Genomic DNA, 22,388 nt, shown 5'->3' with positions numbered 1-22,388 from the left:
TTGCGGAAAGAGAAATTTCCAGGACCAGATTTCGGGATGGGAAGGGGCTCCCGTAGCGTTTTCCGTATGGGGAAATGGAGCCGGGCCGACGTCGCGGGACATGCGCGTGCCCTGCTGGTCCTGTATCTGTCAGCCCTGGCGTTCGTGGCATTCTGGCCGACCCCGGTTGACCGTCCTGTGGCCGGGCGGCTGCAGGCGGTGCTGTTTGCCCTTCACCACTCGGGAGTTCCCGAACTGATCAACTACAGCTTCGTGGAATTCGCGTCCAACATCCTGATGTTCACACCGATTGGCATGCTCGCAGCTCTAGCCTTCCCGGCCTTCCATCGCGGACGAATCGTGCTGAGCGCTTTCTTGGCTTCGTGTTGCATCGAGCTGGGGCAGAAGCTGTTTCTGCACGACCGGTTTCCCAGCGCGATGGACATCGTGGCCAATTCGGCCGGGGCGATGCTGGGGGTCTGGGTGCTGGGCATGGTGGAGGAGTGGTTTCGACAGGCTCAACCAGGGCTGCCACGTAAACCAGCCCGGCCTCCGAAGATCGGTTAGCCCTTGAATTCTGGCTCCCGCTTCTCCTGGAACGCCTTGAAGCCCTCCGCGTAGTCCTCGCTCTTGCACAGCCGCGCCTGCTCGGCGTTCTCCTCCTGCATGGACGCCCACAGGCCCAGGCGCTGGTCGCGGATGTGCGCCACCAGTTCCTTGCTGGCCTTGAAGGCACCCGTCGCACCGGTGGCCACCTTCGCCACGATGGAACGGGTGGTGTCCAGCAACTCGTCCGCAGGCAGAGCCCGGCTGAACATCCCCTGGGCCACGGCTTCGGCGCCTGAGATCAGCTCCGCCGTGTAAATCAGGTCCAGCGTGCGGTGCATCCCGAGCCGCTCGGTGAAGTACCAGTGCCCGCCCGAGTCCAGCGTGGCCCCCAGCTTGGCGAACGGCGAGCCGAACTTTGCGTTCTCCGCCACGTACACCACGTCCGTGGCCAGCAGCAGCCCGAGCCCCACCCCGAGGCAGGCCCCCTGCGCCGCCGCGAAGGTGGGTGCCGGGAAGGAACTCATCTTCTGCAGCAGCGGCTGGACCAGCCCGCCCAGGTACGCTCCGGCGTCGTCGTTCTCCGGCGTGACGCCGGCGATGTCCCGGCCCGCGCAGAAGGCGCGTCCCTCTCCCCTCAGCAGCAGCGCCCGCACCTCACCGCGGGAGGCGGCGGCAGCGGCGTCGTCGTACGCCTTAGACAGCTCCGCCAGCGCCTGTTCGTCCAGCGAGTTCAGCTTGTGCGGCGCGTTGAGGACGACCTCGGCGACGCCGTCGGCAATGGAGAGGGAGATCATGGAGGCTCCTAAGAGTTGAGGCCGGGAAAGACTTAGACGTCAAAGTCGACGGTGACTTCCTTGCTGGTGGGGTGCGACTGGCAGGTCAGGACGTAGCCCTTGTCCAGCTCATCCTGCTCCAGCGCGTAGTTTTCGTCCATGGTCACGGTGCCGGTGACCACCTTGGCGCGGCAGGTGCCGCACACTCCCCCGGCGCACGCGAACGGCACGTCCGGGCGGACCCGCAGCGCGGCGTTGAGGATGGACTCGCGGGCGTGCGTGGGGCTGGCGACGTCGCCCTGCAGGCCGTCCAGCTTGAACGTGATCTTGTACGTCTCCTGGGACTCGTCCTCAATGACGGGCCGTCCGGCGTTGCCCTCGGGCCGGTCCGGCTTGCCGGAGGTGAACAGCTCGAACCTGACGTGCTCCGGCTTCACGCCGCGCTCGGCCAGGGTGTCCCGGCACAGCTGCACCAGCTCGAACGGCCCGCACAGGAACCACTCGTCCACGTCGTCCGCGTGGATGGCGGTGCCCAGCAGCTTCTGCAGCTTCTCGGCGTCGATCCGGCCGCTCAGCAGCGGCGCGATCCGCTGCTCGCGGGACAGCACGTGGTGCAGCGCCAGGCGCTGCGGGTACTTGTCCTTCAGGTCCGCGAGCTCCTCCAGGAACATCACGTCCATGGCGGCCTTGTTGGCGTAGATCAGGTCAAACCGGGTGTCCGGGTTGGCGGCCAGCAGCGTCCGGGCGATCGCGATCACCGGCGTGATGCCCGAGCCAGCGGCGATCGCCACGAAGTTCCCCGGCTCCCCCGCCAAGTCCTCCGGGTGGTTCATGGAATTCATGACGTTCTGCTCCACCGCCTGCCCGTCCCGGCCGTGCTTGGACACGAACGCGCCCATGGGGCTCATCACGTCCAGGGTGTCCCCGGCCTTCAGCTCGGCATTGGCCCACGTGGAGAACAACCCTCCCAGGTCCTTCTTCACGGCCACACGGATCTCGCTGCTGCCATCCGCGAAGCTGCGCGGCTCGGCGCAGATGGAGTAGCTGCGGCGGATCTCCTTCGGCTCGCCGGTCTCATCCGGGAGCGTGGTGCGCAGAGCCACGTACTGGCCCGGCAGGTAGTCGAACTGCCCGGCCAGCTCCGCCGGCACTGCGAAGGTCACCTCAATGGCGTCCTCCGTCAGCCGGCGCACCTCGGCCACGGTGAGGGAATGAAAGGACGGACGACGGCGGCCGGTGGCCTGCGCCGATTCGGCTGCGGTCTGGCGGACAACGGGCATGGGCTTTTTCCTTACAGGACTTTGAAGTAGTCGAACGGTTCCTTGCAGTCCTGGCATACGTACAGCGCCTTGCAGGAGGTGGAACCAAAGCGGGTGAGTTCCTTGGTGTTCAGCGACGAGCACTGCGGGCACTTCACGGCCAGGCTCAGCCTGACCGGTCCGTTGTGGCCCAGGGCCGCGCGGCCGGTGGGAGGGGCGATGCCGTACTCGCGCAGCTTGGCCTTGCCGGACTCGGTCATCCAGTCCGTGGTCCACGCCGGCGCGAGGACCAGTTCCACGTGCACGCTGGGGTAGCCCTCCTTGTGGAAGGCCTTTTTGAGGTCGTCGCGGATGGCGTCCATCGCCGGGCAGCCCGAGTACGTGGGCGTGATGGTGACCTGGACGGCGGGCACCGGCCCGCCGTCGTCGAACAGGTTCACACTGCGCAGGATGCCCAGGTCCTCGATGGTGAGCACCGGGATCTCGGGATCGCACACCGTGGCGGCGACGGCCCACGCCTTCTGCTCGGCGGTCTCCGCCGTCCGGGCCTCGAAGTCGGCGACGTACATGGTCACCAGCCCGCTCCGGGATGCTCCCGGGCCAGCACCTGCATCTCGGCCAGGACGTAGCCCAGGTGTTCGGAGTGCCGGCCGCGGCGGCCGCCGCCCGGCGCTGCCGGGACGTCCGGCACCTCCAGCTCGGCCTCCTTGAGGACCTCGCCGGTGAGGCGGTCAAAGTCAGCCCGCAGGCTGGAAGGCTCGACGGCGGCGCCGGCTTCAGCCAGGCGCGTAGTCAGCTCGTCATCCACGAAGAGCTCCCCCACATACGGCCAGATCAGCTTGAGGCCGTTGATCATGCGGCGGCGGGACTCGTCCGTGCCTTGCGCGAGACGGAGGACCCACTGGGCGCTGTGGTCGCGGTGGTAGTCCACTTCCTTCACGGCCTTGGCCGCGATGGCGGCGATGGTGGCGTCCGTGGATTCGGTGAGCCGGCGGTACAGCTCGAACTGGTAGTAGCTCACCACGAACTGCCGGGCGATGGTGACCGCGAAGTCCCCGTTGGGCTGCTCGAACAGGTGCGCGGAGCGGAACTCGTGCTCGCGGCGGAAGTAGGCGAGGTCGTCCTCGGACTTGTCCCAGGCGCCGCCGGCGTAGCTGAGGAAGCTGCGGGCGTGGCCCAGCTGGTCCAGGGCGATGTTGCCCAGGGCCACGTCCTCCTCCAGCTCGGGGGCGCGGGAGATCCAGTGGCCCAGACGCTGGGCGAGGATCAGGGCGTCGTCGCCCAGGCGCAGCGCGTACTCGGCCACGTCCTCGGTGGGCTTGGCCAGGCCGGTGCGGACCTCGAGCGCGATGTCCTCCGGGCGAAGCGCGTTGCCCGGGGTGATGCGGGTGGCGCTGGCGCTTCCATCGCCCGAGGCGCCTGCGCCGGCGACGCCGACAGAGATGTCGCCGTGGCCTGTTGTTTCCTGGGTCTCGGGAGCCGTCACAGGTGCTTCACTCCCTCGCTCTTGGTGTAGTACGTGGCGTGCCGGTAGTCCTTGCCCTGCGGCGACTCGAAGAACGAGCCCTTGGCGTCCGGGTCGCTCGAGGCAATGGCGTCCGCCGGGACCACCCAGATGGACACGCCCTCGTTGCGGCGGGTGTACAGGTCGCGGGCGTTGCGCAGGGCCATGGCGGCGTCCGGCGCGTGCAGGCTGCCGGCGTGCACGTGGGAGAGCCCGCGGCTGGACCGGACAAAGACCTCCCAGAGCGGCCAGACGCTGCGGTGCGGCGTCTCGCTGGCCTGTGCATCGGCCACAGGCACCTTGGCAGCCGAGCTTTCTACTGCTCCGCCGGAGCTGGCCGGTACTTCCGGGTTGCCATGGGGTGTCATGCTGCGTATTCCTTCTGCTTGTTAACCTGTTTCGCCATCTGTTTTTCTGCGTAAGCAGAGGCTGCCTCGCGGACCCAGGCGCCGTCGTCGTGCGCTTCCCGGCGGCGCTCAAGCCGCTGCGAGTTGCAGGGGCCGCGTCCTGCCAGGACTTCCTTGAATTCGTTCCAGTCCAGCGGGCCGTGCTCCCACTTCTTGGTGTCCTCGTTGAAGCGGACCTCGCTGTCAGGGAGCGTGAGGCCCAGGACCCTGACCTGCTCCACCATCATGCCGACGAACCGCGAGCGCAGCTCATCGTTGCTGAAGCGCTTGATGTTCCAGGCCATGGACTGCTTGGAGTTGGGCGAATCGTCGTCCGGCGGGCCGAACATCATCAGGGCCGGGGCGTACCAGCGGGTCACGGCGTCCTGGGCCATCTGCTTCTGTGCGGGCGTTCCGTTGGAGAGTTCCAGCAGGATCTCGAAGCCCTGGCGCTGGTGGAAGGACTCCTCCTTGCAGATGCGCACCATGGCCCGGCCGTACGGACCGTACGAGGCACGGCACAGCGGCACCTGGTTGCAGATCGCGGCGCCGTCGACGAGCCAGCCGATGGCGCCCATGTCCGCCCAGGTCAGGGCCGGGTAGTTGAAGATCGAGGAGTAGCGGGCCTTGCCGGCGATGAGGTCGTCCATCATCTGGTCCCTCGTCTGGCCAAGGGTTTCGGCGGCCGAGTAGAGGTAGAGCCCGTGGCCGGCCTCGTCCTGCACCTTGGCCATGAGGATGGCCTTGCGCTTCAGGCTGGGGGCGCGGCTGATCCAGTTGGCCTCCGGCTGCATGCCGATGATCTCCGAGTGCGCGTGCTGCGAGATCTGGCGCAGGAGGGTCTTGCGGTAGGCGGCCGGCATCCAGTCTTTGGGTTCAATGCGCGAGTCGTCGGCGATCACGCGGTCAAAATACGCCTGGCCTTCGGCCTCCAGGACTTGTTCCCTAGTGGCTTCCTGGGGGGCTGCCGGCTGGTCAGGCACTGACTGCAGGTTCTGCGCTGCCATGGTTGCTCCTATGCATTCACGTCCGTACCGGACCTCTGTCCGTACCGGAAAGATTATTTACCGACCGTTCGTTCAGGATATGCGGAGGAAAACTCCAACGTCAAGCAGGGCACACAGAAAAGCGCCGCCGACTTCGGGCGAAGTCGGCGGCGCTTTTGGGACTGCGTGTCCAGTGAATTTCTACTGCAGATACTCACTCAGGGCATCGCGTGAATGCCGGGGGGAGAATCCCGCAGCGCGGATCTTGCCCAGGTCCAGGGCGCTGTTCAGGGGCCTGGGAGCAGCGGCCTTACCCTCGAAGTACTCAGCCGTGCTGACTCCAGTCACGTCATCCCTGGATGATCCCGCCAGTTCGAAGACATCGGCAGCAATATCGGCCCACGATTGAGGGTTTCCGTTGTTGCTGAGGTTGTAGGTGCCATATGCGGCACCACTGTGAAGGAGGTGCTGGATGCCGGCCGCGATGTCCTGCGTGAAGGACAGCCGTCCAACCTGGTCGTTGACTACCGACGGCTTGATCCCGCGTTTCGCCAGCGATGCCATGGTGCGGACGAAGTTGTTTCCTTCTCCGATGACCCAGCTGGTCCGCACGATGTAGTGCCTCGGGACGACGCTGACGACGGCGTCGCCGGCGGCTTTCGTCTGGCCATACACGCCAAGCGGGGTGAACGCCTCGCTCTCGTCATGAACGTCCCGACCGCCGTCGAAAACGTAGTCCGACGAGATGTGGACCAGTGTCAGGTCGTACTCGACGGCGATGCGGGCGAGGCGGGCCACTGCATTGACGTTAATCTCCCATGCTGCGGCACGCCCTTCTTCGGTTTCAGCCGCATCCACCGCGGTGTAAGCCGCCGCGTTGATGATCGTCGAGTAGTTCTTCCAGTTCCGACTGCTGTACGAAGCGGCGCTGGCCAGGTCGAACTCCGCGCGGTTCGCGAATTCAACCGAGTCCACGCCGTCATAGGCGGCTCGCAAGGCCCTGCCGAGCTGCCCGTCGGCACCCAGCACCAGCGTTTTCTTCGGCGCCATCGGCACCACATCAGCCAGCCGAGGGTGCGCCTTGTCCTTGTCCGAAAGCTCTGCCTCGTCGAGGGAAATGGGCCACTGAATGGAGGCGCTTTCGTCGGCGAGATTCAGGAACGTGTATTGGCCTTGAGCATCTGCCGACCAGTGATCGTTCACCAAGTACGTGTAGGCCGTGTTGTCCTCAAGTGTCTGGAATGCGTTGCCGACACCCCGGGGAATGAAGATGGCCTGACTGGCGTCCAGCTCAGCCGTGAACACAGCTCCAAAAGACGGGCCTTCGCGCAGATCGACCCAGGCGCCGAAGATCCTGCCGGTGGCCACCGAGATGAACTTATCCCAAGGCTCCGCATGTATGCCGCGGGTGGTTCCTGCCTTCTCGTTGAAGGAGATGTTGTTCTGGACCGGGCGAAAATCGGGCAGGCCCAACGCAATCATCTTCTCGCGCTGCCAGTTTTCCTTGAACCATCCGCGGTTGTCCCCGTGCACCGGAAGGTCGTAGAGGACCACGCCAGGGATTGGCGTTTCCCGGACACCAAGCGGCTTCGAAAACTCGATCGTCATGACGCTATTGGCCCTGTTCCTTGTACTTCGCCTCGGTGGCCGCCTTCTGGGGGCGCCACCACGCCTCGTTGTCCCGGTACCAGGCAATCGTGTCCTCAATACCGGCATCGAAATCGGAGAACTCGGGCTGCCAGCCCAGCTCTGTGCGGAGCTTCGAGGAATCGATGGCGTACCGCAGGTCATGGCCGGCGCGATCCACCACGTGGTCATAAGAGTCCGGAGCCTCGCCCATGTGCTTCAGGATCAGTTCAACGACGTCTTTGTTGTTCTTCTCGCCGTCGGCGCCAATCAGGTAGGTCTCGCCTATGCGGCCCTTGGCGATAATGGCCAGCACTGCCGACGAGTGGTCGTTGGCATGGATCCAGTCGCGAACGTTTTCGCCCTTGCCGTAGAGCTTCGGCCGGATGCCCTCAATGACGTTGGTGATCTGGCGCGGTATGAACTTCTCCACGTGCTGGTAAGGGCCGTAGTTGTTGGAGCAGTTACTGATGGTTGCCTGCAGCCCGAAGGAACGTACCCAGGCCCTGACCAGCAAATCAGAACCGGCCTTTGTCGAGGAGTAAGGACTGGAGGGGTTGTACGGCGTGCTCTCTGTGAAACGCTCCGGATCGTCCAACTCCAGGTCGCCGTACACCTCGTCAGTGGAGATGTGATGGAATCGCTTGGCGTGCTTCCGGGCCGCCTCAATCAGCGTGTAAGTGCCGATGATGTTTGTGTCGAGGAAGGGCCGCGGATCATGCAGGGAATTGTCGTTGTGTGACTCGGCTGCGTAATGAACCACAACATCACAGTCGGCAACCAGGCCGTCAACCAGCGCGGGGTCGGCGATGTCTCCAACGACTAGCTGAAAGCGGTCCGCTGGCAACCCGACAAGCGAGGCCCGGTTTCCCGCGTAAGTCAGCTTGTCCAAAACGGTGACCGCGTTGTCCGTGTGGTTCAGGACATAGTGCACAAAATTGGAACCGATGAAACCGGCGCCACCGGTCACGAGGAATTTCTGCATGATTTCCATATTTCCATAGCGGCGCCGATTTGTTTGAACCAGCAACAACGTCGAAACTAGACTCCATGCGCGGGATTATCCTCGCCGGGGGGACCGGTTCAAGACTTCATCCGATTACACAGGGCATCAGCAAGCAGCTAGTCCCCGTCTATGACAAGCCGATGATCTACTATCCGCTGTCGACTCTGATGCTGGCCGGAATCCGGGACATCCTCATCATCACCACTCCACATGACGCGGACCAGTTCCAGCGCCTGCTGGGCGACGGCAGCCAGCTTGGCGTCAACATCACCTATGCGCAGCAGCCCTCCCCCGACGGACTCGCGCAGGCGTTCGTCCTGGGTGCAGATCACATTGGCGACGGACCGGTGGCGCTGGTCCTCGGTGACAACATCTTCTATGGCCCGGGCATGGGTACACAGCTCCGCCGATTCTCCGACATCGATGGCGGCGCCATCTTCGGGTACCGCGTTGCGGACCCGACCGCGTACGGCGTCGTGGAGTTCGACGTCACTGGCAAAGTTATTTCCCTCGAGGAAAAGCCTGAGAAACCGAAAAGTCATTACGCCGTCCCCGGGCTCTACTTTTACGATAACGACGTTGTCGAAATTGCTCGCAATCTGAAGCCCTCGCCACGTGGCGAACTCGAAATTACCGACGTGAACCGCGAATACCTGGAGCGGGGCAAACTCCAGGTGGAGATCCTCCCCCGCGGCACCGCCTGGCTAGATACCGGAACCTTCGATTCCCTCAACGAGGCGTCGGAGTTTGTACGCACGGTCCAGAAGCGCCAGGGCCTCTCCATTGGCTGCCCCGAAGAGATCGCGTGGCGGCTCGGCTTCCTCAGCGACGATGAGCTGCGTGAACGTGCGGAACCCCTCGGCAAGAGCGGCTACGGCAAGTACCTGCTGGACCTGCTCGCCGAGGACGCTGCGGAAAACCCCGAGCGGCTGGCGCTTTCCCTCCTGTAACTGGCTAGGTTCACCTCGGCAGGCCAGGCAGTCCAAGGCCATACGAATTGGGCCTACTGTCGTCGGCTGGTCCTTCACGTGGGGTCTGGACGTCTACGGTCTACTTCAGGGTAAGTTTCTGCGGCATCGACCGCAGAGACGAAGAGGACCGCCCCGGCACGGCATCGGTATCTAGTCGTCACAGGGGCCCCAGGTTTGCGGATGGCGGCGCCGTTCACGAGGCAGCCGCTGGCACCCATGTCCTCCCAGTTGAGGGCCGGTAGTTGAAGATCGAGGAGTAGCGGGCCTTGCCGGCGATGAGGTCGTCCATCATCTTGTCCCTCGTCTGGCCAAGGGTTTCCGCGGCCGAGTAAAGGTAGGGCCCGTGGCCGGCCTCGTCCTGCACCTTGGCCATGAGGCTGGCCTTGTGCTTCGGGCTAGGGGCGCGGGTGATCCAGTTTGCCTCCGGCTGCATGCCGATGATCTCCGAGTGCGCGTGCTGTGAGATCTGGCGCAGGAGGGTCTTGAGGTAGGCGGCCGACATCCAGTCGCGCGGCTCGATCCGGGAGTCCTCGGAGATCAGTGGTCCACCACCTCGGACCAGAGCGCATGGCCCAACTCTGCGACCCTGCAGGCTACCTCGGCAGCGCAGGCGCCATGACCAAGCAGGTTGTCTCCTCCCGCACCCGATAGCCGATCATCGTAAAGCCGACTCACCCCTGCACCACAAGCGCAAGGGTGAGTCGGTCTTTTAACCGGGCCCTGCACTCCCACCGGGCCAATGGAACGTCTAATGCGCCTAAAATACTGCCATGCCTACACGTGTTCACGAGTTTGTCTGGCCTGATCGCGTCGTTATCGGCACCGTCGGCGTTCCCGGTGCGCGCACGTTCTATTTGCAGGTACGTGCAGGGTCGCAAATTGTTTCTATCGCTCTGGAGAAGCAGCAGTCATCTCTGCTCGCCGAGAAAATTGACGAGATTCTCGATCAGCTCATCACCGTCGAAGGCAACCGCTTCAGTGTTCCCACCGGGACTCCCATCGAATTGGTCGACAATGATCCACTCGAGGCCGTTCAGGAGCAGTTTCGAACCGGCGCAATGAGCCTAGGTTGGGATCCGACGACGGCGCATGTGGTCATAGAGGCTTACCCCATCACCGATGTCGACGCTGGTGACAACGGCGAATCCGTTGATCAGGACGGCGATGAAGTACCAGAAATGCTGTTGGTGCGGATGCCGGTAGGCGCCGCCCGCGCATTCGCCAAGCGCACACGTGAGGTCGTAGACGCCGGGCGTCCCCTATGCCCGCTCTGCGGTTACCCCGTAGACGCCGGCGGACATATCTGCACTCCTCCCGAGGCAACGCCCTGAGCCCTCCCGCCGCGGAAAATTCAGCCAGCGGCGTCACCTCGCTATCCAGGACTTTCCTTAGCCTTGGATTTCAACCGGTCAGATAGACCGTAGGTTAACCCTTTGTTACTTCTCTGGACTGGCTTCGTTGGGAGCAAGCTGTGAGTGATAGCGTCATCGCTGGCTAGACATTTGGGATTTTCAGCACGATACCGCATGGGGGATCCGAGTCCCCATCATCACGGGAATTTTCGTTTTTCGTCTCAGGGGGGACAAATGAAGAAGTCTATTGCAGCGCTTGCACTTGCAGGAATAATCGCACTGGCTGGCACCGCTCCGGCCGTGGCAACCACCTACCCGGCGCCCGGCAGTGAGCAGGGGCTCGTTTCCGACGGCACCATCGCTCGCGGCGAATCCATCACGTTTTCCGGGAGTGGCTACATCGCCGGCGAAACGATCAACATTTCATTCCAGCGGACCGGCGGCAAGAAGGATTCAGAAGGCCGGCGGCCCGCTCCATCCAACTTCAGCGTGTCCGCTGACCGCAGCGGCGCCTTCTCGACCACCATCACCTTCACGGAGGGCGGCAACTACATTATCAAAGCCGTCGGTGCCACCTCCGGCACCACCCGCTCGGCAGCCGTGGTAGTGAATTCCGGCAACGGCGGAGGCAACAACAACGGCGGAGGTAACCACGGCCTGGGCAAGGGCAAGGGCAACTCCGATTTCGCTGCCGTTTCCAGCGTTACCGCCGCCGGCACCGGCCATGCCAACACCGATGGCGATTCCAACCTGGTTCTGTGGGCGCTGGTCGGTGCAGGCGCCTTGGCCGCCAGTGCAGCATCCGCAGCAGTGGTTCGCCGCCGCACCAAAGCCTAGCTCCAGGCAAGTAACACTCGTCACCAAGGGCAGATGCTTCTCTGGGAAACCGGAAAGCACCACGAAAGATGGCGGTGGGACGAGCTTGGGAAAACCTTGCAGGCAAACGCCGGCCCCCTCAAAAAGGGGGGTAAATTGGGCTCCGGCTCTCAGGTCGACCGGTATTTCATAATGTGCCCGGCACAGACTGTGTTGTGTCACTGAAGCACAGGTAGCCGCTAACCGCAGCTTCAGCTCGCCGGGTCCGGGAAGTATGTCCCAGCCTTGTGCCGGACCCGGCGAACGACCCCCGCCCCACCCGCTAAAACGCGACAGTCACCGACCGACGATCTGATGGTTGCGGTGCTCGATGACACCTGCGGCTACCTCATCCAACTCATCGGCCCCGCCTGAGCCACGCGGGAGGCAGCTACCCTTTGGCTATGGGGGACGAGCAAGGCAGCAACGAATACGAGTGGCAATCCTGGCCGCCGGATTCGCTCGAAGGCATGCCGCCCAAGCGCAGGCGGCTGGTTGGATGGGGGCTCCTGTGGTTCCTGTTCATGAGCTGGCTGGTGGCCACCGTCCTGGAAGCAGCTGGGATCCCGGAGCCCTGGAGTTCACTGCTCACCGCAATTGCCGTGGTCGCAGTTTTTGGCCCCCTGATCCGCGGAGCTGTGCAGGAAACCCGGCAACTCCGTGCCGAAGGCATTGACCTTCCGTCCTATCCCGTCACCCGCAAATCACTCATCGGCAATGCGGTGATAGTCGGCGTTGTCTGGACCGCTTTCGGATTCCTCGTGGCGAGCGGGCGGACGGCAATTCCACTGCTGCCAATCGCCGGCACCATCTGGCTGCTGTACCAGCTTCATCGGTGGAAGACCCGGCTGACAGACAATAGCCCGGGCCAATGACAAACCTAGATGAGGAGGAGCAGTGGGCTTTGACCACCACCATCGTTAGGCCGAGCGTCGGGGCGTGGGCGGCACTTCCGCGGCGGGCTGGCGTCCGTCGGCAAGGAACCGTCGCGTGGCTCATCGGACTGCTGACGACGGCCGGTGCATTCATCGCGGATCGCGGGTGGGAGAGCTTTGATGATCCTGCCTGGACCGGCGCCTACCGCGTCATCGACATGTTCGGGATGGCGAGCATCGCCCTCGCCCTGGGTTTTTCTGTTTTCGGCGTGCTGCTCCGGAGGTATGCGCCTCTGGCTGCACCCTTGGTGCTGCTGGCAGCTGCCATTCCGCACACCCTTGACGGCTATGCGTCGGCCGCTGTGTGGTGGCTTGGCACCGCCGTCGCCGTCCTGTGGGCCGTCAGTGTGGCCGCCCGGTTGTGGCATCAGTTGCGCGCAGTCCGGCGCCTCGCGCAGGCTTCCATCACGGGACGTACGACGATGGTGGGCCCCAATGCCGTCCGGGCGGTAAACCGGTCGTTTCGGCGTGGCCTGCTGAGGCTGCTGCTGTTGCTGACTGTGGCATGCGGCGGCTGGGCCATGGCCGTCGGGGTGCTGCCCTCGGAGCTGGGCCGAACCTACGCGGAGTTGGGCGAACAGTCGGCCTCGAACGTCTTCGCGGCGGCGGGAATCGCGGCGAGCATCATGACAGTCGCCGAGGCCGTCAGACAGGGGTGGCATGTGTTGGCGCTGGGCCAGGTGGGTCGGCGCTTGGTCTGGGAGATACCGGCCGGCCGCGGCGTAGCGCCGTGGTGGCCGTACGCGAGAAACGACGCCGGGACGGTGCCGATTGAGGCCGCCGAAGCACCCGGCTGCAGTTGCCTGGCGGAGTTCCGCCGGGCCTACCCCGACGGTGAGGGCGATCTCAGGATGGGTGAAGGCGTGCCCGCGTCGGCGTACTGCCGAGCGCATGGCATCGACCGCATCAACGAACTGACTGCGGCAGAGTTCATCACAATGAGTGAGGAAACCTGGCTGTGGGAAGGGGGCACACGCTTGCCGGAACCTGCAGACCCCGATGCCAAGCGATTGCTCCTGTACAGCTTTGCCGGGCACACCTTTGGCGGAATTCCCGTCCGGAAACTCCGAGGCCGGATCGACGCGGATTTCCCGGGAGTCCGCCCCGCCCATGAAGCCGATCCGGAAGACTTCGGCCCATGGTGGGATAACCCACTGCGCCCGGAGGCAGGAGTACAGGACACCATCGACCTCCAAGCGGCCGGCTATACCGGATCCGCGTTCCGGTATAGGCACGGCAGGGCATGGTTTGAGGCCGCGCCGCCTTTCGTTCCTGAGTCAGAACCCTGACCGCGCACTCCCACTCGTGGGCCACGAGAATGAAGCCATCCTTTTGTCGGTCAGGCTAGTGTGGTCACGGGAGCCGAAAGGGGGTGTCTCCACGTGAACAACAGCGACCCAGGTATTAAAGCTGCGCCGCCGCCGAACCCGAAGGAACGCCATCGAGTAGTCCTCCGGTCCTCTGCCTTCATCAAGGGATGGTTCATTTCGACGGTCCTGTGGCTCGTACCTGTATGCGTGATCGTGGTTGTGCAGGAGCTGACTGCCGCGGTCCCGTCCGAGAGCGGGCCGAGCCCTGCGCCGGGCATCGCGATCATGGTGCTGTGGTACGGCTTCGGAATTGCTCTTGTCTTCGCAGCCCCGCTGGCCTGGATCCTCGGCTATGTGCTGCGGCCCGTGCCTAATCAGTGGATCCACGTTGCCGTCTTTTTTGCCGTTCCGACGCTGGTTTTCTGGGTTCTCGGAGGCCTGCTGCAGTTCGGCTGGACCATTGAATCGCTGGGCTTCTGGGCCACCGTCGGCGCTGCAGCAGCGATCGGACGCTTGGCCATCAGGAGGAACGTCGAGCTGGTGCACCCTCCGCCCCGCGGCTCACGCCAGCCACCCTTCAAAGGCATCCACTAACCGCGCACGGCGGCTATCGCCGTCGTACGTCTTTCATCGCCCGGCGACCGGCGCCCGGTCAGAACTTGTCAGGAGAGTCGATGGCCTGCCCGACCGTGACTTCCGGGGCCGCGTTGGGGTCACCGCCGACGGATCCAATGAAGTTCTTCAGCTCGGGGTCGCTGAAGAACTTCTGGAATGCCTCCGCGGACTCCCACTCGTCGACCACGAGAATGAAGCCATCCCCGACGGCGAACTGATGATGGATGGCGCCCGCCGTCCGGCCGCGTCCGGAGATCTCGCGGTACTCGTCGGCGCGTTCCTCGAGTGATTTGGTGAAGGCGTTCGTATCACCGGGAATCTTAACCGTGATGAATGACATGGCGGTGGCCTCCTTTGGCCTCAAGATGCTGCACATCGTAGTAGCCCCTGGCGGGGGCGGCAATAACGGAAATCATCGGTCTGCATGATTGCCTTGCGCTGCGCCATGTCCGGCCGGGTCCGGATACTTCTAGGGGGAGTATGCTCCGGACCCGGCTGCTCTGAAGTTAAGGTTCGCGGCAACCTTCGGCTTCAGGGACCTGATGAGTATCCACCCGTGACACTGCCGCAAGCGTGGAATCTGACCGGGATCCAGCCCCTTCATCAGGGGGTGTGGGGGTGCGCTGCTCCAGCGTTTTCCCAGCAAGGGTGTGCGGCGCCGGCGCCGCACCTGCTGGTGCGGTGCCGTGCCTTCACATTGGGTCTGGCCAATTGCCGATGTCGCTCATGGTCCGAAGCTTTCGTTGCATGGTGGTACCCCATACCCAGCTGCTTTCAATCATGCCGTAAGGCTCCTGAGAGGAGTCTGAGACCGGCACGTCCCCCATTGCGCCGGGCAGGTTCAGCCTCAATGCTTGAATCATGGACCACCCGGAAGTGCCGTCCGCTGCCGGGCTCCCGGTTCAGGCAGCGAAGCAAACACAGCCGGGACGGTGGGTGCCTCTGCCCCGCGGACTGCGCTGGCAGTCCACCCTGGCTGCGGTCGCCGTTGTGGCCGTCGCCCTGCTGGCCGGCGGGCTGCTGCTGCTCGTGACGCTGGAATCAGACCTCGTTGCCGGAACAGACAGCTTCCTGCGGACCAAGGTTCAGGATGTCGCAGCCTTGATCCAGAGCCAGGACGCAGAGGAAGCCAGCATTGCGGTGGCAGCGACCGCCAAAAAAGACCCTCTGGTGCAGATTCTCGACGGGACCGGCAAGGTGATCGGGGCCTCGGAACCCAGGCTCTTGACGACTCCGCTCAGTCCGCTGCGGCCCGCCGCCGGCCAGAGCGCCACAGACAAGGCAACCGCGCCCGCCCTCCTGGGGGACGGCGACGAACGTTATCTGGTGGTGCTCGGCGTCGACGATGAGGGCAGCAAGTATTGGGTTCTGGCCGGACGCACCATTCAGCCCCAGGCGGACACCGTCCGGATCGTCGCCTGGTACCTGCTGGTTGCCATGCCGGTGCTGCTGGGCGTGGTGGCGTGGTCCGTGCATTTCCTCGTTGGCCGCTCACTGCGGCGGGTGGAAAGGATCCGGACGCAGGTCAGCCACATCGGCGCCGGAAGGCTGGGTCAACGCGTGGACGTCCCCGCCACGGGTGACGAGCTGCAGGCCCTGGCCACCACGATGAATTCGATGCTTGGCCGGATTGAAGAGGCCGACCAGCGGCAGCGGCAGTTCGTCTCCGACGCGAGCCACGAACTGCGGGGCCCCATCACCACCCTCCGCACGGGCCTGGAGATCGCCGGCTCCGACCCCGGCGGCGGGACGTGGCGGGACATGAGCCCGGTCCTCGCCGAACAGACGCGCCGGCTGCAGGGCCTCGTGGAGGACCTCCTGACATTGTCCAAAGCGGACGATCAGGGGCTGCCCGTCCGGCGTGAGGAAGTCGACGTCGATGATGTCCTGGCCGCCGAATTGCGCGGGCTCAAAGCGACCAGCCGGCACCGCCTCGCCGCGGACCTCGTTCCGGCCAAGATTCTGGGGGACGAAGTCCGGCTTGGACAGGCCTTCCGGAACGTCCTGGACAACGCCGACCGCCACGCGGCAACCACCGTTTCCGTGAGTCTGTCGGCGTCGGTCCAGGCAGTGGTGGTGACCATCGACGACGACGGCCCTCCTGTCCCGGTGGCCGACAGGGAACGGATCTTCGGGCGTTTCGTCCGCCTGGATGGGAGCCGGTCACGCCAGCAGGGCGGCAGCGGCCTGGGCCTGGCGATCACCCGCGGCATTGTGGAGGCCCACGGCGGCCGCGTCACCGCAACCGAGACACCACAGGGCTGGTGCCGCTTTGAAATCAGTCTGCCGCCAATGGTGACCGTCCGCTCCCCTGCCGACGTCCGTCGTCGGAAACCCTAATCCGGGCTGAGCCTGTACCCCATGCCTCGCACCGTCCCGAGCGTGCTGAGGCCGAACGGCTCATCAATTTTCCTGCGCAGGTACCCGACATACACCTCAACCACGTTGTCGCCGCCGCGGAAATCGGGGTCCCAGACGTTGTCCAGGATCTGGGCCTTCGACACGACCTGGCCCGGCCGGCGCATCAGGTATTCGAGCAGACCGAACTCCCGGGCCGTCAGCGTGATGGCCTGCCCGTCCCGTGTGACCTGCCGGTTTGCCGGGTCCAGGCTGAGCGAACCGACGGTCAGGACCACCGGCCGCTCCGGGGCTCCCCGCCTGATAAGTGCCCGCAGCCTCGCGATCAGCACCGGGAAGCTGAACGGCTTGGTCAGGTAGTCGTCCGCCCCCAGGTCGAAGGCGTCCGTCTGGTCATATTCGCCGTCCTTGGCCGTCAGCATGATCACCGGCACCCAGTTCCGCCGCTCGCGCAGCTGTTGCAGCACCGCGTAGCCGTGCATGCCCGGCAGCATCACGTCCAGCACGACGACGTCATACGGGTTCTCGGTCGCCGCCCAGAGCCCATCAACACCGTCATGGGCAACGTCCACCACGAAACCCGCGGCTTTCAGCCCCTGCCGGATGGTCTCAGCCAGCAGGACCTCGTCTTCCACAAGCAGGACCCGCACAGTTGACATCGTCTCACGGGGAATCAGTCCGCGGCCGCTCTCCGTTTTCTTCGCGCCGTCCGGACGTGCCACACGGCTGCACCGATAATCGCGACGACCACCACGGCGGCGGTGATGTCCCTGCCAACGGTTTTGGCCACGGCCTCGTAGGAATTGCCGGCCACGTAGCCAAGAAGCACAAACCCCACACCCCAGGCCAGCCCGCCGGCGGCATTAAAGGCCAGGAACCGCGGATAATGCATGCGGGACATGCCGGCCAGAGCTGGCATCACGGCGCGGAAGAAGGCGATGAAGCGGCCAAGAAAAACGGCCGAACCGCCGCGCCGGCGCAGGAAGTCCTGTGCCTTGCCCAGCTTGTCGCGGTGGCGCTTCAGTCCTTTGGTGTCCAGCAGTTTCGGTCCGGCGTGTTTGCCCACTTCGTACCCGACGGTGTCGCCGACGACTGCGGCCAGGACCACCAGGCCGACCATGGGCCCCAGCTGCACCTGGCCCCGGCTGGCCACCACGCCGCCGAGCACCGCGGCCGTTTCGCCCGGAATGACGAACCCGATAAAAAGGGCATCCTCGGCGAACACGAGAAGGGCCACCAGGGTGTAGGCCAGTGCCGGGCTGACGCCCAGAATGCCGTCGATGAGTCCGCTCATGTGCCTGGCTCCGTTCCGGCTGGGTCTTTCAGGCAGCCGGGAGTTCCAGGCTGAGCACTGTTCCTTCGGCCCCGGTTTCGGCCACGGTCACGTCCCCGCCGTGGCGCAGGGCGGCATCCTTGACCAGGGCCAGGCCGATTCCGTAGCTGGTCCGTGCCGGGTTGTCCCCGGCAGCCCCTCCGCGCGCAAACCGCTCGAAGACCCGGTGGGGATCGATGCCAATGATGCCGGGGCCCGTGTCCCGGACCATGATCCGGACTTTCCGGCCGGCGGCCGAGACGGTGACGTCGATCCGGCCGGCTTCGGGAGTGTGCGAGATGGCATTCTCCACGAGCGCCGTGACCATCCGCCGCAGCAGGTGCGCGGGAATGCGCACGCGCGGCGGTCGCGCGGCCCCGCCGGCAACCGAGCACTCCAGGCCGATGCCGGCATCCGCTGCGAGGAGCCGAAGATCGTCCGTCACGGCCGGGACCAGCGCGGCAACATCCGTCTGGTCCAGTTTTTCGGCCGATGCCGGCGCGGACATGAGCAGGAGGTCGTCCACCAGTTCTGCGAGCCCGGCGCTGTCCTGGCGCAGCCGGGCCAGGGTCGGGGCGGCGGGGCAGTCCGGGCCGGCTTTGCGCTGGGCGAGCTGCAGCCGGGCGTCGAGCACTGCCAGCGGGGTCCGCAGCTCGTGGCTGGCATCCTGGACGAAGCGCCGCTGGACGGCCAGTGCCTCGCCCAGCGGCTTCACGGCGCTCCTGGCGCTGACCAGGCCGGCGGCTGCGGCCAGCACGACGGCAAGGGCGCCGCCAAGGATCAGGGCCAGCAGGCCGTCGGCTTCGTCAATGTAGATCCGACCGGCCCCGGCGGGGTGCTGCACGAGTTCGGCGGGCTGGGAACGGTAGAGCGCAAACAGCACCAGCGCCAGGATCACGACGGCGAGGCTCGCGGCGCACACGAGCGCGATCTGGGTGCTCACCTTCCGGGCGGCGGTCCGAAGGATCAGCCGGTCGGCGTCCGGGGCATTCACGATGGGTCTCCCAACTGGTAGCCGGCGCCGTGCACGGTGCGGATGATGTCGCGGCCCGCCTTCCGGCGGAGGTAGTGGACATAGGTGTCCACGGCGCCCGGCTGGTCCGCTGCCGAGAACACCCTGTCAAGGAGTTCAGCGCGGGAGAAGACCCTCTCGGGCTCGGCGGCCAGGACCTCGAGCAGCGACCCCTCCCTCGGGGACAGCGACACGCGCTCACCGTAAGGCGAGAGCAGGAGCCGGGTGCCGGCGTCGTACGTCCAATCCCCAAGCGGCAGGGTCCGCAGCGGCGGACGGAAGGTCCGGGTCAGGGCGCGGAGCCGGGCGGCGAGCTCGGCGGCGTCGAACGGTTTTACCAGGTAGTCGTTGGCGCCGGCGTCCAGGCCGTCCACCTTGTCCTGGACGGTGCCGAGCGCTGTGAGCATCAGCACCGGCGCGGCAACGCCCTTGTCCCGCAGCGCGGTGACCAGCGCCGCGCCGTCGAGAAGAGGAATCCCGCGGTCCACCACCAGGGCATCCCACTCCCGCGTGAGCCCCAGGTGCAGTCCCTGCTGGCCGTCCCGGGCCAGGGTCACGTCGAAGTCGTCCCCGATGAGTTCGGCGATGAGGGGTCCGAGCTGCCGGTCGTCCTCCACCAGCAGCACGCGCTTCTTCAGGTTCGCCTCCATGACTGCCATTCTGTCCCAATCCGTCTAGGGCGGCGCTGTTCCGGATGCGGCGTCAGGGGGCCTGGGCCGGAACCGGTCCCAGCCGGGCCAGGAACGGCAGGCGTGCCAGCACCGCCAGCCCCACTTTGTTCCACAGCCCCGTGATGAAGGAGGCCCCGGTCAGGGAGGTAAGGAACGACGCCGCCACGTCAGTCGGGTAATGAACGCCCAGGTAGATGCGGGACAGGGCCACCGTTACGGCCACGGCCGCTCCCACCACCGCGACGGGCCATTGCCAGCGCGTACCCCGCGCCAGCAGGAACAGGGCGATGGCCAGGGCAACGGCGAGGGCTGTATGCCCGCTCGGGAAGCTGTCCGTGCCGGGCTCGGGCGTAATTGGATCAAAGAGTGCGGCGGCGTCGGGCCGGTGCCGCGCGACAACCAGTTTGAACAGTTCACTGCTGACCCACGAGCCGGCCGCCACCAGCCCCGTGGCGACGGCGTTCACCGGGCTCCGGCGCACCAGCAGCAGGAACAGGCAGATCCCGGCGATCATCACCACCCCGCCCACGGGGCTGAACACGACGTTGACGAAGAGCGCGATCGCGGTCCGCGGGGGCGTGTGGTGGTGGCTTAGCACGGCATCGACGGAGAAATCGGTTGCCGTGAAGGCGGGCTGGGACCGCATGGTCAGCCCCGCGGCCACAATCAGGACGGCGAAAACCAGCGGCAGCGCAATCCAGTGGCGCAGCTGCGGCAGCCTCGCCAACCGCGTGCGTTCCGCCGTTATCCCACTTGTTTCCGCCCTGGTTGTTTCCGCCCCGCCCATTGGCCGCCCCTTCTGTCGCCTGGCAGGCCTTATGCCTGCCATCCCAGTGTGGAAGGGGACTGCCAAGAAATCTCTAAGAAGCGTGCATCAGAGTTCCACGACTTCGAATTCGAGGAGGTCCGCACCGGTGGCGACCGGCTGGCGGTCGCCGCCGTGTGCTTCGCGGGCCTGGCCGCTCCGCCAGTTCTGGAAATCCTCCTCGGTGGCCCAGGTGGTGACCACGAAGTAACGGCTCTCGCCCTTGACCGGGCGGAGCAGCTGGAACCCCTCGAATCCGGGGTGCCCATCGACGGCGCGCGCCCGGGCCGCGAAGCGCTTCTCAAGCTCGGCGCCCTTGCCTTCGGGGACGTGGATGGCGTTGATCTTCACAACAGACATGCTGTTCCTTTCACACGTGGGGCAGGTCAGTGCCACGCTCTGGTGCAGAGTACACCTGTTGCGGAAGGTCCGTCAGGCTCCTTCCCCGCCGGGTGAGCCCGCCTTACCATTGAGGTGCTGGGGCGACGGCGCCGTCGCAGGTCTGGCCGCACGTGGTGCCGCACGCGGCCAAGCATCTGTCATCTCGTCCCGAGCGGGCGGCCCGCAATGAGCACGAAGAACCACGTCTGGAGGCGAGCGGCCTTCGCCGTCGTCCTCGCTGCCACCGGCTGCACCTACACCACAGACGAACCCTCCCCGTCGCCAGTCTCACCGGATCCCCTGGCACCCTTGGAGACGCAGGTCCGGCTGTTCATGGACGAAGGCGCGGTGGCCGCCGTCGTACAAATCCGGTGGCCGCAGGGCGAGTGGTCCAAGGCTTACGGTGTGCGCGACCTCGAGTCAAGAACCCCGGCGCAAACGACTGACCGGGTGCAGATCGCAAGCGTCACCAAAACGATGACAGCCGTGGCGGTGCTGAAGCTCGTCGACGACCACCTCATCGGCCTCGACGACCCCGTCAACGACGTCATCCCCGGGTTCAAAGCCGCGCTCAAGCCTCCGGGGCCGGTCACCGTAAGGCAGCTGCTAAGCCACACGTCCGGGATGCCCGAGGTCAATGATGCCCTGCCCCACGATATTGATTTCCGTCCCGTTCTCTCCCGGCCGATGACGATGGAGCGGGGGTTGCAGTTGGCCGGGACCCTCCCCTGGACCGCGTTCAGTGTTGGGTCCTTCAAGTACTCGAACACGAATTACCTCGCGCTCGGCCTCCTGGTCCAGACACTGCGGCACAAGCCCTTCGTCCAAGTCATGCAGGAGCAGGTCTTCGAGCCGCTCGGTCTGAAGAACACCAGCCTGGACCGCATCGACCTGCACGAGACCGGTCTTTTGCATGGCTACGTCACCCTCCGCGGTGAACGCATCGACACCACAGACAATATCTCCGGTGTCGGCAATCCGGCGGGCGGGGCCGTGTCGACAGTGGCGGACATGAACCGCTTCATGGCCGGCCTCTTCCAGGGGCGGGCGCTCTCTGCGGCGACGCTGCGGGAGATGAAGACGAGTCCCGGTTTCGCCCCCTACGGGCTGGGCCTGTGGGAGCACGCGGACGGATGCTCGGTCCAGTCGCGGCACGAGGCCCGCGGCAGCTTCTGGGACTACCAGACCGTTGCCGTCAGCAGCGGCGACGGGCGCTACCAGGCCGCGATGACCGTCACCACGCCACCGCTGCCCACCGAGTTCGAGGACGAGTCCGCCCAGAACAAACGGGAGCTCCTGAACGGCCAGATCGAGTCCACACTCAACGAGGCCCTGGACCGAATCTGCGGGCAGATCAACGTTTCAGCTCATGACTGCCCGACGGCGGTGAGCGGGACGGTGCCCACGACCAGCGTGCCTTGCTTGGCGGCAGTGCGGAAGTCGAGGCCTGCGGGCGTGATCTCCAGGTTGTCTCCGCTGATCACGAGGATCCGGCCGCTGTGGGCTGCCAGGTGCAGCCATTCCGCATCGTCGTCGTTGCTGGGGTCGAGCTGTTCACGGTAGAGGACTTCGCCGGCAATGCTGAGTTGGAGTAGACCCTTGGCTGCGACGGTGAACTGACAGTGGGCTGGGGTTTGCCGGGCCTGGTGCAGGATGTCGGAGCAGTCAGGACTCATGGCCAGTTGGAAGCCATGGGTCAGCAGGAGTGAGACCAGGGCCGAGACCGGTTCGCCTCCGTCTTCC

24 protein-coding genes and 1 pseudogene are annotated in these 22,388 nt (G+C 65.3%); 9 read left to right on the top strand and 16 right to left on the bottom strand.

Features of this window, described 5'->3' with window-relative positions:
- Positions 1-66: 66 nt before the first annotated feature.
- Entirely contained in the window at positions 67-546 is a 480-nt protein-coding gene (locus tag ACFTSA_RS01275; RefSeq protein WP_377948895.1) for a VanZ family protein, read from the top strand.
- Here the strand turns inward: ACFTSA_RS01275 and ACFTSA_RS01270 are convergent.
- The 8 genes from ACFTSA_RS01270 to rfbB form a co-directional block, all read right to left on the bottom strand.
- On the bottom strand, positions 543-1,322 hold the full coding sequence (locus ACFTSA_RS01270) for an enoyl-CoA hydratase/isomerase family protein (protein ID WP_377948894.1): 780 nt from the start codon (positions 1,320-1,322) through the stop codon (positions 543-545). The genes ACFTSA_RS01275 and ACFTSA_RS01270 overlap by 4 nt on opposite strands.
- 32 nt (positions 1,323-1,354) lie before the next feature.
- A complete protein-coding gene (paaE, locus tag ACFTSA_RS01265) occupies positions 1,355-2,581 on the bottom strand; it encodes a 1,2-phenylacetyl-CoA epoxidase subunit PaaE (protein WP_377948891.1) in 1,227 nt (408 codons plus the stop codon).
- Positions 2,582-2,592: 11 nt separating this feature from the next.
- Positions 2,593-3,129: a 1,2-phenylacetyl-CoA epoxidase subunit PaaD gene (gene paaD / locus ACFTSA_RS01260; protein WP_377949802.1), complete on the bottom strand. Its 537-nt coding sequence runs from the start codon at positions 3,127-3,129 to the stop codon at positions 2,593-2,595.
- Between the two features lie 2 nt (positions 3,130-3,131).
- Positions 3,132-4,046 carry a 1,2-phenylacetyl-CoA epoxidase subunit PaaC gene (gene paaC, locus ACFTSA_RS01255; RefSeq protein ID WP_377948890.1) on the bottom strand — a complete coding sequence of 305 codons (915 nt, stop codon included), beginning with the start codon at positions 4,044-4,046 and terminating at the stop codon, positions 3,132-3,134.
- Complete coding sequence (paaB, locus tag ACFTSA_RS01250) at positions 4,043-4,432, bottom strand: 1,2-phenylacetyl-CoA epoxidase subunit PaaB (RefSeq protein ID WP_377948887.1); 390 nt, start codon at positions 4,430-4,432, stop codon at positions 4,043-4,045. Before paaB ends, paaC begins: the two co-directional genes overlap by 4 nt.
- A complete protein-coding gene (gene paaA, locus ACFTSA_RS01245; RefSeq protein ID WP_377948886.1) occupies positions 4,429-5,457 on the bottom strand; it encodes a 1,2-phenylacetyl-CoA epoxidase subunit PaaA in 1,029 nt (342 codons plus the stop codon). Before paaA ends, paaB begins: the two co-directional genes overlap by 4 nt.
- A gap of 180 nt (positions 5,458-5,637) precedes the next feature.
- Entirely contained in the window at positions 5,638-7,044 is a 1,407-nt protein-coding gene (locus ACFTSA_RS01240) for a sugar nucleotide-binding protein (RefSeq protein WP_377948884.1), read from the bottom strand.
- Positions 7,045-7,048: 4 nt separating this feature from the next.
- Complete coding sequence (gene rfbB / locus ACFTSA_RS01235) at positions 7,049-8,047, bottom strand: dTDP-glucose 4,6-dehydratase (RefSeq protein ID WP_377949801.1); 999 nt, start codon at positions 8,045-8,047, stop codon at positions 7,049-7,051.
- A gap of 65 nt (positions 8,048-8,112) precedes the next feature.
- On the opposite strand from rfbB, the gene rfbA reads away from it, so the two are divergent.
- Positions 8,113-9,018, top strand: coding sequence for a glucose-1-phosphate thymidylyltransferase RfbA (rfbA, locus tag ACFTSA_RS01230; protein WP_377948881.1), 906 nt, complete (start codon positions 8,113-8,115; stop codon positions 9,016-9,018).
- 200 nt (positions 9,019-9,218) lie between these two features.
- Here rfbA and ACFTSA_RS01225 read toward each other — a convergent pair.
- Positions 9,219-9,580 (bottom strand): annotated as a pseudogene (locus tag ACFTSA_RS01225) (Phenylacetic acid catabolic protein); the annotation flags it as partial.
- Positions 9,581-9,809: 229 nt separating this feature from the next.
- On the opposite strand from ACFTSA_RS01225, the gene ACFTSA_RS01220 reads away from it, so the two are divergent.
- The 5 genes from ACFTSA_RS01220 to ACFTSA_RS01200 all read left to right on the top strand — a co-directional run bounded on the left by ACFTSA_RS01220 (position 9,810) and on the right by ACFTSA_RS01200 (position 14,085).
- Positions 9,810-10,370: a DUF3090 domain-containing protein gene (locus tag ACFTSA_RS01220; RefSeq protein ID WP_377948878.1), complete on the top strand. Its 561-nt coding sequence runs from the start codon at positions 9,810-9,812 to the stop codon at positions 10,368-10,370.
- A 255-nt stretch (positions 10,371-10,625) separates the two neighbouring features.
- Positions 10,626-11,228: a hypothetical protein gene (locus tag ACFTSA_RS01215; protein ID WP_377948876.1), complete on the top strand. Its 603-nt coding sequence runs from the start codon at positions 10,626-10,628 to the stop codon at positions 11,226-11,228.
- Positions 11,229-11,650: 422 nt separating this feature from the next.
- On the top strand, positions 11,651-12,121 hold the full coding sequence (locus tag ACFTSA_RS01210) for a hypothetical protein (RefSeq protein ID WP_377948874.1): 471 nt from the start codon (positions 11,651-11,653) through the stop codon (positions 12,119-12,121).
- Entirely contained in the window at positions 12,118-13,470 is a 1,353-nt protein-coding gene (locus ACFTSA_RS01205; protein ID WP_377948871.1) for a hypothetical protein, read from the top strand. Before ACFTSA_RS01210 ends, ACFTSA_RS01205 begins: the two co-directional genes overlap by 4 nt.
- Positions 13,471-13,563: 93 nt before the next feature.
- Complete coding sequence (locus ACFTSA_RS01200) at positions 13,564-14,085, top strand: hypothetical protein (RefSeq protein WP_377922893.1); 522 nt, start codon at positions 13,564-13,566, stop codon at positions 14,083-14,085.
- 58 nt (positions 14,086-14,143) lie between these two features.
- Here the strand turns inward: ACFTSA_RS01200 and ACFTSA_RS01195 are convergent, their stop codons facing one another.
- On the bottom strand, positions 14,144-14,446 hold the full coding sequence (locus tag ACFTSA_RS01195; RefSeq protein ID WP_377948868.1) for a hypothetical protein: 303 nt from the start codon (positions 14,444-14,446) through the stop codon (positions 14,144-14,146).
- A 521-nt stretch (positions 14,447-14,967) separates the two neighbouring features.
- Here ACFTSA_RS01195 and ACFTSA_RS01190 point away from each other — a divergent pair.
- Positions 14,968-16,446, top strand: coding sequence for a sensor histidine kinase (locus ACFTSA_RS01190; protein WP_377948866.1), 1,479 nt, complete (start codon positions 14,968-14,970; stop codon positions 16,444-16,446).
- Here the strand turns inward: ACFTSA_RS01190 and ACFTSA_RS01185 are convergent.
- The 6 genes from ACFTSA_RS01185 to ACFTSA_RS01160 all read right to left on the bottom strand — a co-directional run bounded on the left by ACFTSA_RS01185 (position 16,443) and on the right by ACFTSA_RS01160 (position 20,624).
- Positions 16,443-17,114: a response regulator transcription factor gene (locus ACFTSA_RS01185; RefSeq protein ID WP_377949799.1), complete on the bottom strand. Its 672-nt coding sequence runs from the start codon at positions 17,112-17,114 to the stop codon at positions 16,443-16,445. The two genes, ACFTSA_RS01190 and ACFTSA_RS01185, sit on opposite strands and share 4 nt — an antisense overlap.
- Positions 17,115-17,137: 23 nt before the next feature.
- A complete protein-coding gene (locus ACFTSA_RS01180) occupies positions 17,138-17,758 on the bottom strand; it encodes a DedA family protein (RefSeq protein ID WP_377948864.1) in 621 nt (206 codons plus the stop codon).
- A 28-nt stretch (positions 17,759-17,786) separates the two neighbouring features.
- Positions 17,787-18,770: a sensor histidine kinase gene (locus tag ACFTSA_RS01175; RefSeq protein WP_377922919.1), complete on the bottom strand. Its 984-nt coding sequence runs from the start codon at positions 18,768-18,770 to the stop codon at positions 17,787-17,789.
- Positions 18,767-19,438, bottom strand: a complete 672-nt coding sequence (locus ACFTSA_RS01170; protein WP_377948862.1) for a response regulator transcription factor — start codon at positions 19,436-19,438, stop codon at positions 18,767-18,769. Before ACFTSA_RS01170 ends, ACFTSA_RS01175 begins: the two co-directional genes overlap by 4 nt.
- Before the next feature lie 52 nt (positions 19,439-19,490).
- The gene (locus ACFTSA_RS01165; RefSeq protein WP_377948860.1) at positions 19,491-20,246 is read right to left on the bottom strand and encodes a phosphatase PAP2 family protein; all 756 of its coding nucleotides are present in this window, start codon (positions 20,244-20,246) and stop codon (positions 19,491-19,493) included.
- 87 nt (positions 20,247-20,333) lie between these two features.
- On the bottom strand, positions 20,334-20,624 hold the full coding sequence (locus ACFTSA_RS01160; RefSeq protein WP_377948859.1) for an antibiotic biosynthesis monooxygenase family protein: 291 nt from the start codon (positions 20,622-20,624) through the stop codon (positions 20,334-20,336).
- A gap of 207 nt (positions 20,625-20,831) precedes the next feature.
- Between ACFTSA_RS01160 and ACFTSA_RS01155 the strand changes: the two genes are divergently transcribed.
- Positions 20,832-22,208 carry a serine hydrolase domain-containing protein gene (locus tag ACFTSA_RS01155; protein ID WP_377948858.1) on the top strand — a complete coding sequence of 459 codons (1,377 nt, stop codon included), beginning with the start codon at positions 20,832-20,834 and terminating at the stop codon, positions 22,206-22,208.
- Positions 22,209-22,388 lie beyond the last annotated feature (180 nt).

This window comes from Arthrobacter sp. NPDC057013 (genome assembly GCF_042674585.1).
Taxonomy (GTDB): Bacteria; Actinomycetota; Actinomycetes; order Actinomycetales; family Micrococcaceae; genus Arthrobacter.
Note: the sequence above shows the minus strand (reverse complement) of the source record. Positions and strands in the feature narration are given on the sequence as shown.

What these genes read in the sequence shown, in the direction of transcription:
- paaA (WP_377948886.1), bottom strand. Translation starts at nt 5,457, where the DNA reads ATGGCAGCGCAGAACCTGCAGTCAGTGCCTGACCAGCCGGCAGCCCCC.
- ACFTSA_RS01220 (WP_377948878.1), top strand. Translation starts at nt 9,810, where the DNA reads ATGCCTACACGTGTTCACGAGTTTGTCTGGCCTGATCGCGTCGTTATC.
- ACFTSA_RS01155 (WP_377948858.1), top strand. Translation starts at nt 20,832, where the DNA reads ATGAGCACGAAGAACCACGTCTGGAGGCGAGCGGCCTTCGCCGTCGTC.
- ACFTSA_RS01205 (WP_377948871.1), top strand. Translation starts at nt 12,118, where the DNA reads ATGACAAACCTAGATGAGGAGGAGCAGTGGGCTTTGACCACCACCATC.
- paaE (WP_377948891.1), bottom strand. Translation starts at nt 2,581, where the DNA reads ATGCCCGTTGTCCGCCAGACCGCAGCCGAATCGGCGCAGGCCACCGGC.
- ACFTSA_RS01240 (WP_377948884.1), bottom strand. Translation starts at nt 7,044, where the DNA reads ATGACGATCGAGTTTTCGAAGCCGCTTGGTGTCCGGGAAACGCCAATC.
- ACFTSA_RS01170 (WP_377948862.1), bottom strand. Translation starts at nt 19,438, where the DNA reads ATGGAGGCGAACCTGAAGAAGCGCGTGCTGCTGGTGGAGGACGACCGG.
- ACFTSA_RS01180 (WP_377948864.1), bottom strand. Translation starts at nt 17,758, where the DNA reads ATGAGCGGACTCATCGACGGCATTCTGGGCGTCAGCCCGGCACTGGCC.
- ACFTSA_RS01270 (WP_377948894.1), bottom strand. Translation starts at nt 1,322, where the DNA reads ATGATCTCCCTCTCCATTGCCGACGGCGTCGCCGAGGTCGTCCTCAAC.
- ACFTSA_RS01190 (WP_377948866.1), top strand. Translation starts at nt 14,968, where the DNA reads ATGGACCACCCGGAAGTGCCGTCCGCTGCCGGGCTCCCGGTTCAGGCA.
- ACFTSA_RS01275 (WP_377948895.1), top strand. Translation starts at nt 67, where the DNA reads ATGGGGAAATGGAGCCGGGCCGACGTCGCGGGACATGCGCGTGCCCTG.
- rfbA (WP_377948881.1), top strand. Translation starts at nt 8,113, where the DNA reads ATGCGCGGGATTATCCTCGCCGGGGGGACCGGTTCAAGACTTCATCCG.
- paaD (WP_377949802.1), bottom strand. Translation starts at nt 3,129, where the DNA reads ATGTACGTCGCCGACTTCGAGGCCCGGACGGCGGAGACCGCCGAGCAG.
- ACFTSA_RS01160 (WP_377948859.1), bottom strand. Translation starts at nt 20,624, where the DNA reads ATGTCTGTTGTGAAGATCAACGCCATCCACGTCCCCGAAGGCAAGGGC.
- ACFTSA_RS01165 (WP_377948860.1), bottom strand. Translation starts at nt 20,246, where the DNA reads ATGGGCGGGGCGGAAACAACCAGGGCGGAAACAAGTGGGATAACGGCG.
- ACFTSA_RS01195 (WP_377948868.1), bottom strand. Translation starts at nt 14,446, where the DNA reads ATGTCATTCATCACGGTTAAGATTCCCGGTGATACGAACGCCTTCACC.
- ACFTSA_RS01215 (WP_377948876.1), top strand. Translation starts at nt 10,626, where the DNA reads ATGAAGAAGTCTATTGCAGCGCTTGCACTTGCAGGAATAATCGCACTG.
- rfbB (WP_377949801.1), bottom strand. Translation starts at nt 8,047, where the DNA reads ATGCAGAAATTCCTCGTGACCGGTGGCGCCGGTTTCATCGGTTCCAAT.
- ACFTSA_RS01210 (WP_377948874.1), top strand. Translation starts at nt 11,651, where the DNA reads ATGGGGGACGAGCAAGGCAGCAACGAATACGAGTGGCAATCCTGGCCG.
- paaB (WP_377948887.1), bottom strand. Translation starts at nt 4,432, where the DNA reads ATGACACCCCATGGCAACCCGGAAGTACCGGCCAGCTCCGGCGGAGCA.